This is a genomic window from Bifidobacterium margollesii (assembly GCF_002860355.1).
Taxonomy (GTDB): domain Bacteria; phylum Actinomycetota; class Actinomycetes; order Actinomycetales; family Bifidobacteriaceae; genus Galliscardovia; species Galliscardovia margollesii.
Genome location: NZ_NMWU01000012.1, coordinates 23479 through 37253, shown reverse-complemented (window position 1 = coordinate 37253; position 13775 = coordinate 23479). Strand labels below are relative to the sequence as shown.

The 13775-nt window shown below is 62.5% G+C and carries 10 protein-coding genes; all 10 read right to left on the bottom strand.

Features of this window, described 5'->3' with window-relative positions; translation table 11 throughout:
- Window positions 1-125: 125 nt before the first annotated feature.
- A complete protein-coding gene (locus tag Uis1B_RS04245; protein ID WP_101615905.1) occupies window positions 126-2714 on the bottom strand; it encodes a glycoside hydrolase in 2589 nt (862 codons plus the stop codon).
- 41 nt (window positions 2715-2755) lie between these two features.
- The gene (gene glmS, locus Uis1B_RS04240; protein WP_101615903.1) at window positions 2756-4648 is read right to left on the bottom strand and encodes a glutamine--fructose-6-phosphate transaminase (isomerizing); all 1893 of its coding nucleotides are present in this window, start codon (window positions 4646-4648) and stop codon (window positions 2756-2758) included.
- A gap of 288 nt (window positions 4649-4936) precedes the next feature.
- Window positions 4937-5770: an amino acid ABC transporter ATP-binding protein gene (locus Uis1B_RS04235; RefSeq protein ID WP_101615901.1), complete on the bottom strand. Its 834-nt coding sequence runs from the start codon at window positions 5768-5770 to the stop codon at window positions 4937-4939.
- Between the two features lie 18 nt (window positions 5771-5788).
- Entirely contained in the window at window positions 5789-6769 is a 981-nt protein-coding gene (locus Uis1B_RS04230) for an amino acid ABC transporter permease (protein WP_101615898.1), read from the bottom strand.
- Between the two features lie 145 nt (window positions 6770-6914).
- Window positions 6915-7859 carry an ABC transporter substrate-binding protein gene (locus tag Uis1B_RS04225; protein WP_101615896.1) on the bottom strand — a complete coding sequence of 315 codons (945 nt, stop codon included), beginning with the start codon at window positions 7857-7859 and terminating at the stop codon, window positions 6915-6917.
- A gap of 165 nt (window positions 7860-8024) precedes the next feature.
- The gene (locus Uis1B_RS04220; RefSeq protein WP_243390252.1) at window positions 8025-8912 is read right to left on the bottom strand and encodes an ABC transporter substrate-binding protein; all 888 of its coding nucleotides are present in this window, start codon (window positions 8910-8912) and stop codon (window positions 8025-8027) included.
- A 191-nt stretch (window positions 8913-9103) separates the two neighbouring features.
- Window positions 9104-9583 carry an SsrA-binding protein SmpB gene (gene smpB / locus Uis1B_RS04215; protein ID WP_101615891.1) on the bottom strand — a complete coding sequence of 160 codons (480 nt, stop codon included), beginning with the start codon at window positions 9581-9583 and terminating at the stop codon, window positions 9104-9106.
- A gap of 160 nt (window positions 9584-9743) precedes the next feature.
- Window positions 9744-11174, bottom strand: coding sequence for a CHAP domain-containing protein (locus tag Uis1B_RS04210; protein WP_101615889.1), 1431 nt, complete (start codon window positions 11172-11174; stop codon window positions 9744-9746).
- Between the two features lie 113 nt (window positions 11175-11287).
- A complete protein-coding gene (ftsX, locus tag Uis1B_RS04205) occupies window positions 11288-12211 on the bottom strand; it encodes a permease-like cell division protein FtsX (RefSeq protein ID WP_101615887.1) in 924 nt (307 codons plus the stop codon).
- Entirely contained in the window at window positions 12208-13689 is a 1482-nt protein-coding gene (gene ftsE / locus Uis1B_RS04200; RefSeq protein WP_101615886.1) for a cell division ATP-binding protein FtsE, read from the bottom strand. Before ftsE ends, ftsX begins: the two co-directional genes overlap by 4 nt.
- Window positions 13690-13775: the final 86 nt, after the last annotated feature.

Here is a 13775-nt window from a genome sequence, read left to right as displayed (position 1 = left end):
CGCCCCCAGATCCGTTTCCCACCATGCCGCCATCTCCCTTCCCCGTCGTACCGCAGCCATCGGATACTGTTTCAGTCGTTCCCTGACCCTATCGGAATGTGCCGGCCAATCGGACACCGACCGCGTCAACCAAGCGATTGGAAATCGAAATTCGCGGCCGTGTCGTCGGTGAAGACGAGAGCGCCGGAATCGATTGTGAGATAGCGTCTGGCCGCGGAGTTCGCCAGCTCCCAATGCTCACCGTCCTCGCTGTTGACGATCCAGATGGCGCTGCGGTCCCGCTTCGCCTGCTCCACCGACTGATGTCTCAGCACGATCCGGTAGCCGGAACCATCCGAACCGCCGGACCCCGAACCGTCAGCCCCCGAACCAGCGGAACCGCCGCCGTCATCCCGTTCCGCCGCCAGAACCCGACCAGACACATCACGGATCACATATTCACGCAGGGTCGGCCGATCACCATCCACCACTCCGATCGAGCTGAACCGCCACGCGTCGGAGGTCGAACCGGCCGAGTCTGAAGTCGTGTCGGCAGTTCCCACGCTCATCGAACCGTCAGCACTGCCGATCACCGAGGATGATCCGGATTCGTCCACGATGCGATACGTTCCGCCGCTATGCACGCCGACCGCCTTATCGGAAACGCCCGAAACCCCGAACAGCCGGATATCGGCGATGGATTTCGCCGGGACCGTCACCCTCGCCACGTTGTTCCGCCTATCGATCTTCACGACGGCACGCCCCTTGAACACATTGCTGTGCCGGTTCAGCCGGTCGATCGCGGCGCCGGCATCACCGGCACCACCATCCGCATCTGAGTCGAGCAGATCGGCAAGCCCGGACCGCGGAGCCGTGGTCACGTACAGTTCGCCGTAGGCGTCATCCGCGATCCGCCCGAATTTCGACAGGTCGATCGCCACGGTTTTCGGCAGACTGCCGTCATTGCGATGGATCACGGTGAGCGTTCGACCATCCGCGGACTGCACGGTCATCGAATCGTCCGCATCATCGTTCGCGATGATGTCATCACCCTCATGCACGAATTTCGTATACGCCCGCAGGGCGAGATACTTCGTGTTGGCCGTCACGTCGCACGGCCGGATGCCTTCCGTCCGACCACCATTGTTGTGCACGGCCCGTTCGGAATACAGTTTGCCGTCGCGACCCGCCACCACGCAGTCGAAATCGACGAGGATCGTGCCCCAATTGCTGTTCTCCCCCGCCGGATCGGCGGGATTGCCGTTGAGATCATGATCCCCGGACGACATGTTGTACAGATCCTCCACCGCCTGCCATACCGTGAAGTCCTGTGATTGCAGACGGTAGACGTCGGCGTTGATCTTGCCGGCGAATCCCAGCGCATTGTTGAACCCGTACGGATTGAAGCCGCCGGACTGCCAGCTGCCGTCCACCTCGCTCATCGACATCCGCCTGCCGTCGGATTGGGCCATCAGCCGAGCCGCCAGTTGCCCGGCGGAACCGGTGTAGCTGTGCGTATTGTACTGGCCGACCCTTCCCAGATCATCCGCGGAATACCGCGACAGCGAGCCGACGAGATCCCACGCGCCGGTGGCGTCCGTCGCCGAAATACGTATGCCGCTCAGCCCCCGCTCCCGCAGTGCGGCATCCAGAGCCGCGATCGTCCGCCGCTGCCAAGCGACATCGACGTGCATGCCCTCCTGCACCTTCTTCACTCCGGTGCGGTACGGGGTGATCGACCGATTCGCGTAGCCGTAGTATTGCCGCCAATACCGGTCGATCAGATTCCGATCCGCCTCGGCAAGCCCGCCGTCATCGGCGAACACGCCGGAAGTGCCCCAGTTGGCGGTTTCGGATTCGTTGAGCGGGTCCACCGATTCAATGGAAACCGTTCTGCCGTTCGACGTTTTGAGTCCATCGAGATGCTTCACCACAGCAGCCACATACCGGGCGAACTTTTCCGGATCCCGCAGATTGTTCGACCGGCTGTTGAATCCGCCGGTGGCATACCCGCTTTCGGTCATGAACCAGGGCGCGGAGTTGGCGAACGCCTCGACATGCGTTACATCGCCGCCGTCCACGGCCCGTTTCAGCCACCACTCCTGAGCCTTGACGGCGTCCGCGGCCTCGGTACCCCGGCTGCCCGCACCCCACACGTAGGAGTCGTCATCATCCGGATCATACGCGGCATCGAGACGGTCCCCATCGGCCTGCCGGGTGGTCACACGACCATGCTCATCCGAATACAGTCCCTTCGAGCCATCCGGATCGGGAGCCCAGTAGCCGGGCATGGCGCCGCCCTGTCGCAGGAACGGATAGCCATAGGCCACGTCGGAGGCGTCACCGCCGCCGATGTTGTACCGGGCCATGGTGAGATCAAGACCATCGGAACCGAACACGCTGCTATACAGCCGTTCCCGAAGATCACGACCGTAGGCAAGCGCCTGACGGTAGGCCCGCGGACCAACCTCGTCCCTGTTGACGATGGAGCCCTCCTCGCCGTAACGGCCGGTGGCGTTGGCGAACCACGCCAGCGAAGTACCCCAGCCGCGGAACGGGCCGTTGCGCAGCCACGGGTTCGGCGTGATCACCGTGGCCCCTTCAGAGAAGGCGGCGGATGTGGAGCTGAACGCGACGAAGACGAGTCCCCCGCTGAGGCACATCGCCACCACGGCGATCAACGCCGCGAACGTGCGCCCCAGACGACTCATCGAACCGCCGTCGACATCCGACATCCCACCGGCCTGATTTCCCCGATGTTTCCCTGATGACCGCGCTATTCCACCGTGACGGACTTGGCGAGGTTGCGCGGCTTGTCGACGTCGTAGTTCTTCAGCTTGGCCATGTCCATGGCGAACAGCTGCAACGGCACCACATCCACCAGCGGACTCATCAGCGTGGGGCACTGCGGACGCCAGAACACCACGTCGGCGTAGTTCTCCACGTCCTTGTCGCCCTCCTCGGCCACGGCGATGATGTACGCGCCGCGAGCCTTGACCTCCTCGATGCCGGAGATCACCTTGGAGTGCAGCACGTTGCGGCCTCGTTCCGGCGGCACGATGAACACCACTGGTTCTCCTTCGTCCACCAGCGCGATCGGACCATGCTTGAGCTCGCCGGCCGCGAAGCCCTCCGTGAACGTGTAGGCGATCTCCTTGAGCTTCAGCGCGCCCTCCAACGCCACCGGGTAGCCCACATGGCGGCCGAGGAACAGGAACGAGTTCGCATTCACCATGTTCTCGGCGGCCTTACGGATCGTATCGGACTGCGTGTCGAGCACCCACTGGATCTTTCTCGGCATGGCCTTGAGGCTGCCGAGGATCTGATGGATCTCGTCGCGGAACATCGTGCCCTTGATCTGCGCGAGATACAGGCCCAGCACGTAGGCTGCGGTGATCTGCGCCACGAACGCCTTCGTGGAGGCCACAGCCACCTCGGGGCCGGCGTGCGTGTACAGCACCGCGTCGGATTCACGCGGAATGGAAGCGCCCTGCGTATTGCAGATGGCCAGCACCTTCGACCCCTGTTCGCGGGCGTGACGGAGAGCCATCAGCGTGTCCATGGTTTCGCCGGACTGCGAGATCGCCACGACGAGCGTGCGGGGCGTGAGGATCGGATCTCGATACCGGAACTCGTGCGCGAGCTCCACCTCCACGGGGATGCGCACCCAATGCTCGATCGCGTATTTGGCCACCAGACCGGCATAGCTGGCCGTGCCGCAGGCGATCACGATGATCTTGTCGATGGCCTTGAAATCATGCTCGTCGATGTGCACCTCATCAAGGTTCAGATCGCCGTCATGATCGAACCGGCCGAGCAGCGTACGCTGCACCGCGGCCGGATCCTCATGGATCTCCTTGTCCATGAACGAATCCCAGCCGCCCTTCTCGGCAGCCGAGGCGTCCCAATCCACGGTGTAGGTCTTCGGATGTTCGACGACGTTGCCGTCGAAGTCGGTGACGATCACCTCGTCGGCGGAGACGCACACCGCCTGATCCTGATCGACCTCCATCGCACGCTTGGTGTAGGCCACGAACGCGGCCACATCGGAGCCGAGGAAGTTCTCGCCATCGCCGAGACCGACCACCAGCGGCGAATCATGACGCGCACCGACGATGATGTCGGGCTGGCGGCAATCGGTGGCGAGAATCGTGAACGCTCCTTCGAGCATGCGGGCCAGACGACGGACCGCACGGAACAGATTCGGCTTGCCCTCCTCCGCGATGATCGTATCGACGATCTTGCCGAGCAGCTTGGCGGCCACCTCGGTATCGGTATTCGACGAGAAACGGTATCCCTCGGCCTGCAGATCAAGCCGAAGCTGCGAGGCGTTCTCGATGATGCCGTTATGGATGATGGCCACCTTGCCGTCCATGCTGGTGTGAGGATGGGCGTTCACGTCGCTCGGCACGCCGTTGGTGGCCCAACGGGTGTGGCCGATGCCCACGGTCGCCAACGGCAGCGGCTGACGCTCGATGTCCTCGATGAGATTGGCGAGACGGCCCGCCTTCTTACGGACCTCGACATGATCCATGCCGGGTGCCGTCAATGCCACACCGGCCGAATCATAGCCACGATATTCCAGACGCTTCAGGCCCTGCAGGCAAACCTCAAGGGGCTTGCCGCACGCCGTTGCGATGTTTCCTGCATATCCAACGATTCCACACATGGAAACCTAGTGTATGAGACGAATGTTGCCTATGCCTCAAGCAAAACGCCCACCTTGGCCGAACCGCTACAACTCTGTGGCTTCTCCACCTCATCCGACCGGCTTCGCCGGCCACCTTCCCCTCCAGGGGAAGGTCCTGATAAAGAAGCCGAATCGCCGGCCACCTTCCCCTCCAGGGGAAGGTCCTGACGGAGAAACCGGCTTCGCCGGACGCGGGGCCGAACGGCCTTGAGTGTCTCGCGAAATGCCTGTCAGTCCGCCATGACGCATCAAACCTTGCCGGAAAAATCACAGTACGTGCTGGAGGAAGTCCTTGAAGCGCGGCTCGGTGGGGTGCTCGATGATTTCGGGGCCTCCCTTCTCCACCACCACGCCGCCGTCCATGAACACGACCTGATCGGCCACCTCACGCGCGAATCCGATCTCATGCGTCACACAGATCATCGTCATGCCGGCCGTGGCCAGCGAGCGCATCACGTTCAGCACTTCGCCCACGAGCTCGGGGTCGAGCGCCGACGTGGGTTCGTCGAACAGCATGATGTCCGGGTGCATGGCCAGGGCGCGGGCGATGGCGACGCGCTGCTGCTGACCGCCGGAAAGCTGTGAGGGATAGTAGTCGAGACGGTCGCCGAGTCCGACTCGCTGCAGTTCCCCGACGGCCTCCTCGCGGGCCTTCGCCTTGCTTTCGTGCTTCACATGCACGGGGGCTTCCATCACGTTTTCCAGCGCGGTCATATGCGGGAACAGGTTGAATCGCTGGAACACCATGCCCAGTTTGGCGCGCTGCCTGGCCACGTCCTTGTCATCGAGGGTCTGGAGCACCTGCTGGCCGTTGCGGGTGACGTACTTGTAGCCGATCATTTCCCCGTCGACCTCGATGCTGCCGCCGGTGAGCGTCTCCAGCTGGTTGATGAGCCGCAGGAACGTGGATTTTCCGGAGCCGGAAGGTCCGAGGATCACGGTCACGGTGCCGGGCATCACGGTGAGGTCCACGCCCTTGAGCACATGCAGCGACCCGAAGGCCTTGTGCACCTGCACGGCCTTGACTGCGGGAACCGTCGTACCGGCGGCCGTGACGGTGTCGCCGGCTGCATCGGCGATGTTGGTATAGGTTTCGGTCATGAGTCTCTCTCCCCTGCCTTATGCGGTCATCCCGGTGAAGGTGGCCTGGTTCATCTTGTTCACGTCGTCCTTGGGTTCGCCGTCGGACTTGCCCGGGTACTTCGGGTCGTAGGGGGCCCGCTTGCCCTTGGCGCCGACCGGCCGGGCGTCGAATCCCTTGCCGAAGTACTTTTCGAGACGCGACTGCAGCACCATCAGAATCGAGGTGATGAGCAGATACCAGAAGCAGGCCACGATGAGCAGCGGGATCGGTTTGTAGATGCGGTTGGCGATGGCGTTCGTGGCGAACTGAAGGTCAAGGGTGAACGGTACGGCCAGTACCAGGGACGTGGTTTTGAGCATGCCGATGGTTTCGTTGCCGGTGGGCGGAATGATGATGCGCATGGCCTGCGGCAGGATGATGCGGCGCATGCCCAGCGCCTCCGCGGCCTCGGCCTGACCGGGGTCGACGGCCTCAAGTCCGGCGCGCACGATCTCGGAAAGATAGGCGGCCTCGTTCAGCGCCAGGCCGATGACGGCGGCGCGGAAGGCGGTGACCACGTTCTGGGAGTCGACCGACCAGAATTCGATGGACGTGAAAGGAATGCCAATGGCCAGCTTCGGCACCAACACGGAGAACAGACCCCAGAACACCAGCTGGGTGTACACAGGGGTTCCGCGGAAGAACCAAATGAAGAACCAGCTCACGCCGCGCAGCACCGGATTGATGGATTTGCGCATCACGGCGAGCAGCACGGCCAGCACGATGGCGATGACCATGGACAGCACGGTGATCCACAGCGTCCATCCGATGCCGGCGAGCACGTTCTCGTTGAACAGGTACTTCCACACCACGTTCCATTCGAACCGGGCGTTGGTCACCATGCCGTAGACCAGCATGACCGCCAGAAACGCGACGATGATGCCGGCGATCACCGGGCCGGGTCTCCTGACCGGCAAAGCGTTGATCCTGTTGGGGATGTTCAGTCCCTCCCCGTCCTTGGTCTTCTTGGCTGCCATAAGCTTCTTTCTTCCCTCTGCTGGCTTCCCGCTGATGGTTCCTATCGATGGTTCCTATCGAAACCGAGTCATCCAAGACACTACCCGAAGGCGGTGTCTTGGATGACGAAATTTCATGGTTATCGGGCGGAATCCCCCGAATCGATCAGGATTCGACCGTCGGGTTGATCTCGGCCTTGTCCACGGCTCCGGAGGAAACACCCCAGGTGTCGAGGATCTTCTTGTAGGTGCCGTCGTCCATGAGCTTCTGAACGGCCTTCTGCATCGCTTCGGCGGTCTTGGTGTCGCCCTTCTTGATGGCGATGGCCTCCGGGGTCACGCCGACGTCCTCGCCGAGGGCCTCAAGCGTGTCGCCGGTCTGCTTGATCGCGTATCCGGCCACCGGGGTGTCGGCGTAGAAGATGTCGGCCTTGCCGGATGCGACGGCCGTGGTCACGTCGGTCTGCAGCTTGGAGGACTGCACGTCGATGGCGCTCTTGCCGGCGGCCTTGCAGTCGTCGTTGGCCTTGTTGACCTCCTCCTCCTGCGTGGTGCCGGTCTGCACGGCCACCTTCTTGCCGCACAGGTCGGAGCTGTCGATCTTGGAGGGGTTGCCCTTCTTCACCACGTACGTGGATCCGGCCTTGAAGTAGGTGACGAAGTCCACGGCCTCAAGACGCTCCTTGGTGACGGTGAACGAGGAGATGCCGATGTCGTACTTCGAGCCCACCGAGGGGATGATCGAGTCGAAGGTGGCGGTGACGTTCTCGGCCTTGAGACCGAATTCGGCGGCCAGCGCCTTGGTGAGGTCCACGTCGAAGCCGACGGGGGTCTTGCCGTCTTCGGCGAGGAATTCGGCCGGCGCGTATGAGGTGTCGGTGCCGACCTTGAGCACGCCGTCGCTCTTGACGGAGTCGGGCAGCAGCGCGGCCAGTTCGTCGTCCTTCTTGATGGAGCTGGTGTCGAAGCCCTGAGTGCTCGACGACTTGGATGAGCTGTCGGAACTGCCGGAGTCGGCGGAATCGGAGGTGCCGCAGGCTGCCATGGAGAACAGTGTGGCGGCGGCGACGGACGCCGCGGCGATTGCCTTGATGCGAGTGGTGAATGACATGGGTTCTTCCTCTCAGGATTCGTTTCACGATCCGTGTCAGAAAAATAAGCGCCCAATGTCACGAATGCGTTACCAACCAAATATTTTGGACATCCAACCAAATGCCGTTGGCGGTGGGATGCTCGCACACCGAACGGCGGCTCGGCTTCGATGGCCCTTGCTGCATCAGCCTTCGGTTTCGGGATTGACCTGCGGGCGGTCGATCATCGCCCCTTCGACTCCCCACGCCTTCATGATGCCTTCGTAGGTGCCGTCGTCCATCAGTTTTTCGATCGCGGCCGTCATCGCCTTCACCGTGGCCTCGTCGCCTTTTCGCACGGCCACGCCCATCGGCTGCACGCCTTCGTTCTCCCCGAGCACCTGCAACTGTCCGTCGGTCTGGGCCACCGCGTATCCGGTCACCGGAGTGTCGGCGTAGAACATCTCGACCCTGCCGGCCACCACCGCGGTGGTCACGTCGCTTTGATTGCGGTACGGCAGCAGTTCGATGGCCTTCTCGCCGTTGGCCTTGCACTCGTCCTGTGCCTTGTACATTTCGGTTTCCCCCACGGTTCCCACCTGCACCGCGATGCGGCGTCCGCACAGCTCGGTGGTGTTCGCATGCGTGGGGTTCCCCTTGCGCACGGCGAAGGTGAGGCCCGCCTTGGCATAGGTGACGAAGTCCACCGCTTCGATACGCTCCCTGTTCACCGTGAAACCCGAGATGCCGACGTCGTATTTCGAGCCCACCGCCGGAATGATCGAATCGAAGGTGGCGTTCTGCACGTCAAGCTCAAGGCCGAACAGTCGGGCCAACGCCCGGTCGAGATCGATCTCGTAGCCGACCGGGGTTTTGCCGTCGGCCGCCAGAAATTCGGCCGGCGCGTACGTGACGTTCACGCCGACGGTGAATTTGCCGTCCTTGGTGATCGATTCGGGCAGCATGGCGGCGATCGCATCGTCTTTGGACACCGACGAAACGTCGTAACTCCTTGCGATATCCGGATCGACTCCGGTGCTGTCGGTGGTGCCGCACCCCGCCAAAGGAGCTGCCAGCATAATGGTCAAGGCCATGACCGCCAAGGATTTCACTCTTCTCATAGGTGCCATGGTAACCGTGCTGAGTTTCCTTGCAACCATCCAAACCATCGTGGCGTGCGTAGACGAACAACGTTGCGGCACGAATCGCGGTCGCCAACGACCGGCAACGCGAACCTCAATGGTCCGAACCATTACGATCCGAACCATTGAGGCCGGGAAACCAATCAGTGGCGCAGATTGCGCAACCGCATCACGCGCTGGGCCTCACGCTTGTCCTGGGCCTCACGCAACGCCTGACGCTTGTCGAATTCACGCTTGCCCTTGGCCAGCGCGATCTCCACCTTCACCCGACCGTCCTTGAAATACAGGCTGAGCGGGATGATCGTGTAGCCCTTGGCCTCGGTCTGCCGGGCCAACTTGCCGATCTGCTGGGCGTGCAGCAGCAGCTTTCGCTTGCGTTTCGGCGCATGGTTCGTCCATGTGCCGTTGAGATATTCGGGAATGTTGGCGTTCTCCAGCCAGATCTCGCCGCGGCGATCGATGGAGACGAACGCCTCGGCCAGCGAAGCCCTTCCCTCCCTGAGGCTCTTGACCTCGGTGCCGGAGAGCACGATGCCCGCTTCGAGACGGTCTTCGATGGCGTAATCATGCCGCGCCTTGCGGTTCACCGCGATCGGCTTGCTTGTTCCCTGTTCCCTGGCCATTGCAGACCTCCCTTCGATCATGCTCGTGCAATACAGGCCAAATGCCGACCTTATCACATGTCTTCGCACGTCCGCCGGCCAGTGTCATCGGCCAGACCGGTCAGCATCTTCTCCGGCCATCACCCGCAGGCCATCACGCATGGCCGGCGCACACCACCGATCAGTAGTGGACGTACTGATGATCGGGAGCGTCGTAGAGGGTGTCCCAATGCACGCCGCCCTGCCAGATGGACCCGCTTTCCGAAACCAGAATCGAACCATCGGAATTGATGCGTTCGACGATGGCCACATGGCCGTAGATCGGACTGTGACCGTCCTGTCCGGCGCGGAACACCATCACCGCACCGACGTGCGGAGTGTTGTTGACCAGATATCCGAGGCGAATCGCGGAATTGCCCCAATCCTGCCCGTTACCCAGATACGATCCGACCGGCAGACCCAGCTGGCCGCGGCGGATGTACGCCCACCAGGTGCACTGGCTCCACGGGTAGGCGTTGCCCACGTTGCCCGTGGAATGGCCATAGCAGTAGGAGGAGCCCTGCGGGCAGTTGCCGGGCACCGAATAATTCATGCCCGATGCGGTGGCACCGCTGTTGACCGAACCCGAGGAGCCAGACGATGAGGAGCCGGACGATCCGCTCGACCCGGACGAGGAAGTACCGGAACCACCGGAGGGACGGGTGCTGCCCTGACTGCCGCCGGCCGCGCTGATCTGCTGGCTGGCGCTCATCTGGGCGCGCTGCTTGGCAAGCTGCTGATTGTAGGCGTCGATCTGCGACTGCATCATCACGATCTGCGCGGCTTCCTTGGCCGAAGCCGAGGTGAGCTGATCCTGCTGGGATTCAAGATAGCTGCGCTGCTGATTGCCCTTGTCTCGCAAGGCGTTGAGCTCCGCCGTCTTGGCCTGCGCGTCACTGGCCGCCTGCTTGGCGTCGGCCGCATTGCTTTCGGCCTGAGCCTTGAGCGAGGCGATCTGCCGCTCGATGGCGGCAAGACGATCCTTGCGGTTCATCTGCGTGCTCTTGGCCGATGCGGCGTCGCTGGCCGCAGTGTTCTCGGACCGCGTCACCGCGGCCGACGACTGCATGGACTCGATGAAGTCATTGGTGTTCTTCGCCCCCGTGACCATGCTGATGGTGTCGGTGGCATTGGAACCGTGGAAACTGTCGCGGGCCACCTGAGCCACCGCTGCGTGAGCATCGTCGTAATCCTCACCGGTTTCCTTGATCTTCTGTTCCAGATCGGATTTGTCTTTCTGTGCCGCCTCAAGACGGGAGGCGGCGGCCTCGGCTTCCTGCTGGGCCTGCTCGGCCTTGTTCTGGGCCTGCTCGGCGGCCTTTTCCGCGGCGGGGATCTGGTTCGTGGTCAGATCGTTGAGTTCGACGATCTTGTCGGCCAGATCCGATTTCACACCGGCGAGCTGATCTTCCAGATCGGCCTTTCTGGCCTTGCTCGCCGCCAGATCACTGTACGAGGGCACGGCGTTGGCCTCGGGGACCGGAGCCGATACGGCCGTCAACGCCATGGACGCGATCAACGCCATGCAGGAGACGACCCCCAGAATCATCTTGCTGTTGCGCAACGCAATCATGTTTCATCCTCCAAACACCAAGTGCCGCCCACCTTAACACACCGCCCTGCAAACGAGCGCACCGTATCGCCACGAACGTATTCGCATCGCGGCTCACGGTACGAGGCACCGGCTTACGCCTTGAGATATCGATGCAGTGAGATCAGCGAGGCGATCATCGAAAGCACGATGGCCCCGATCACCAGCGCAGGAGACATCAGCAGCACCGTGAACTGATTGACGAACGGCATCCACGACACCGTCTTGGCCAGCCATCCGGTGACGAACACCTCCACGATGCCGCCCAGCGCGGCGCAGGCCAGCACGCTGCCGAGCAGCGACGCGATCGCCCCTTCAAGGATGAACGGCAGCTGGATCGTCCAGTTGGAGGCGCCCACCAGCCGCATGATCTCCGTTTCGTTCCTGCGGGACGCCGCGGACATGCGGATCGTGGTTCCGGTAAGCATGATCGCCACCACGATCATCACGGCGGCCAGCACCACCGTCACCGCCGTGGCCCGGTTGAGGATCGCGAACACCGGGTCGAAGATCTGACGCTGGTCCTCCACCTCCTCGACCCCCTTCTTGCCGGACAGCACTTCGGAGACCTGCTGGTACTTCTCGGGGTTGGTGAGCTTGAGCCGCAGGGAATCCTGCATGTCATCGGCCGTGAGCGTACGACCCTGATACACGCCGCCCGGATACTGCTTGCTGAACGTATCATCGAAGAACTGCTGCCGGCTCACATAGGTGATCTTCGAAACGTCGTTGGGCAACTCATCCTTGATCGTGTTCTGGATGTCCATGATTTCGTCGGTGGTCGGAGCCTTGCCGCTGGCGCAGTTGGCGGATTGGCTGGTGCCGTCGGGGCAGAGCCACACCACGACCTCCACCTTGTCGTACCAGGTGCCCTTGGCCTTGGTGATCTGCGCCTGCATAAGCACGGAAGCACCGATGAACACGAAGGAGATGAACGTGACGAGCATGACGGACAGGATCATCGATCCGTTGCGTTTGATGCTCGTCCAGGTTTCGGAAAGAACGAAACGGAATCTCATCGCTGGCTCTCCTTCCCATCGGTGGTAGCGTCGGATTTCACCGCGTCACCGGATTTCACAGTAGCGTCGGGTTTCACATCGTCGTCGGGTTTCACTGTGTCATCAGTTTTCACAGTGGCGCCGGGTGCCGGCGGAGTGGGCGGAGTGGGCGGAGTCGGAGGGGCCGGAGGAGCGGGTGGCGCCGGGACCGGAACGACGGCGGACTCGGCTGATTCAGCAGACTCGGCGGAATCCGCATGATCCACCGGATCGGCAGTCCCCGTCGAGACGGAGTTCTCGCCGGAATCGACGCTGCGATGCGGTTTGAACTTCTCGTCAGGATCGACGGTCAGCGTCTCATGCTCGGCGGATTCTGCGGACTCGCGGTCATCCTTCAAGCCTTCGGCCGGGGAACCGTCGGGCCGCAAACCATCGGATCGTGAATCATCGGATCGTGAATCATCAGCCGGTGACTTACCGGCCAGTGACTTATCGGCCGGTGAGGAGGAGGCATGCTCCAGCGAAATGCCCTTGCCCCACGTCAGCGTATCCTCCACCGGAGCGAACGCCTCGCCATACCGACCGGTACGACCGGAATGCACGGAACTGGCCAGACGGGCGATACCGGGATCGCCCGTCGTCACGCCACCCACCGCCTGCGCAGCCGCGGCGACGGCGGCCGCCGCGCCACGCGCATCATCGGCATTCGAAACCGCCGGCCGTCGCGCATCGGCTTGCTCCACATCGACTTTCTCCATGCCGAGCGCCAACTGAGCACGGGCCTCCACTTCCGCATCCGGGAAATACACGGCGGAATCATAGACGCCACCCTGCTCGTCACGCACGATCCTGCCGTTATGCAGCTCGACCACGCGCTTGCGCATCGAATTCACGATCTCCTCGTTATGCGTGGCCATCACGATCGTCGTACCGGTACGGTTGATGGCCTCCAACACCTCCATGATGCCCACCGACGTGGTGGGATCGAGATTACCGGTAGGCTCATCGGCCAGTAGAATCTGCGGATGGTTCACATAGGCGCGGGCGATCGCCACACGCTGCGCCTCACCGCCGGAAAGCTCATGGGGAAGACGATCCTCCTTACCGGTCAGGCCCACCGTCTGCAGCACCTGAGGCACCAGCGTCCTGATCGTGGAACGCCGGGTGCCGATCACCTCCAACGCAAACGCCACATTCTGCCACACCGTCTTGTTGGCCAGCAGCTTGTAATCCTGAAACACGAAACCGATGGACCGACGATACTGCGGCACCTGGCGGTTGGACAGCCGACGAAGATCATTGCCGGCCACGCGGATCTCACCCTCCGTGGCCTGCTCCTCGCGCAGCAACAGACTCAGCAGCGTGGTCTTGCCGGAGCCGGAGGCCCCCACCAGAAACACGAACTCCCCGCGATCGATGCTCAGAGAGACGTCGTCGAGAGCCGGACGGGACCCCCGCGGGTAGATCTTGGTGATCCCGTCAAGAGCGATCAAAGCCATTGCCTCATTCATCCTTCCTTCACCGGCAACGATCACCGATGCCGATTGCCGATACCGAACGGCCTCCGATACGGTTGCGATTACGC

Bases quoted from the DNA above. Each gene is read 5' to 3' on its own strand.
- Uis1B_RS04230 (WP_101615898.1), bottom strand. From the start codon at position 6,769: ATGGCAGCCAAGAAGACCAAGGACGGGGAGGGACTGAACATCCCCAAC.
- glmS (WP_101615903.1), bottom strand. From the start codon at position 4,648: ATGTGTGGAATCGTTGGATATGCAGGAAACATCGCAACGGCGTGCGGC.
- Uis1B_RS04235 (WP_101615901.1), bottom strand. From the start codon at position 5,770: ATGACCGAAACCTATACCAACATCGCCGATGCAGCCGGCGACACCGTC.
- smpB (WP_101615891.1), bottom strand. From the start codon at position 9,583: ATGGCCAGGGAACAGGGAACAAGCAAGCCGATCGCGGTGAACCGCAAG.
- Uis1B_RS04210 (WP_101615889.1), bottom strand. From the start codon at position 11,174: ATGATTGCGTTGCGCAACAGCAAGATGATTCTGGGGGTCGTCTCCTGC.
- Uis1B_RS04220 (WP_243390252.1), bottom strand. From the start codon at position 8,912: ATGGCCTTGACCATTATGCTGGCAGCTCCTTTGGCGGGGTGCGGCACC.
- Uis1B_RS04245 (WP_101615905.1), bottom strand. From the start codon at position 2,714: ATGTCGGATGTCGACGGCGGTTCGATGAGTCGTCTGGGGCGCACGTTC.
- ftsE (WP_101615886.1), bottom strand. From the start codon at position 13,689: ATGGCTTTGATCGCTCTTGACGGGATCACCAAGATCTACCCGCGGGGG.
- Uis1B_RS04225 (WP_101615896.1), bottom strand. From the start codon at position 7,859: ATGTCATTCACCACTCGCATCAAGGCAATCGCCGCGGCGTCCGTCGCC.
- ftsX (WP_101615887.1), bottom strand. From the start codon at position 12,211: ATGAGATTCCGTTTCGTTCTTTCCGAAACCTGGACGAGCATCAAACGC.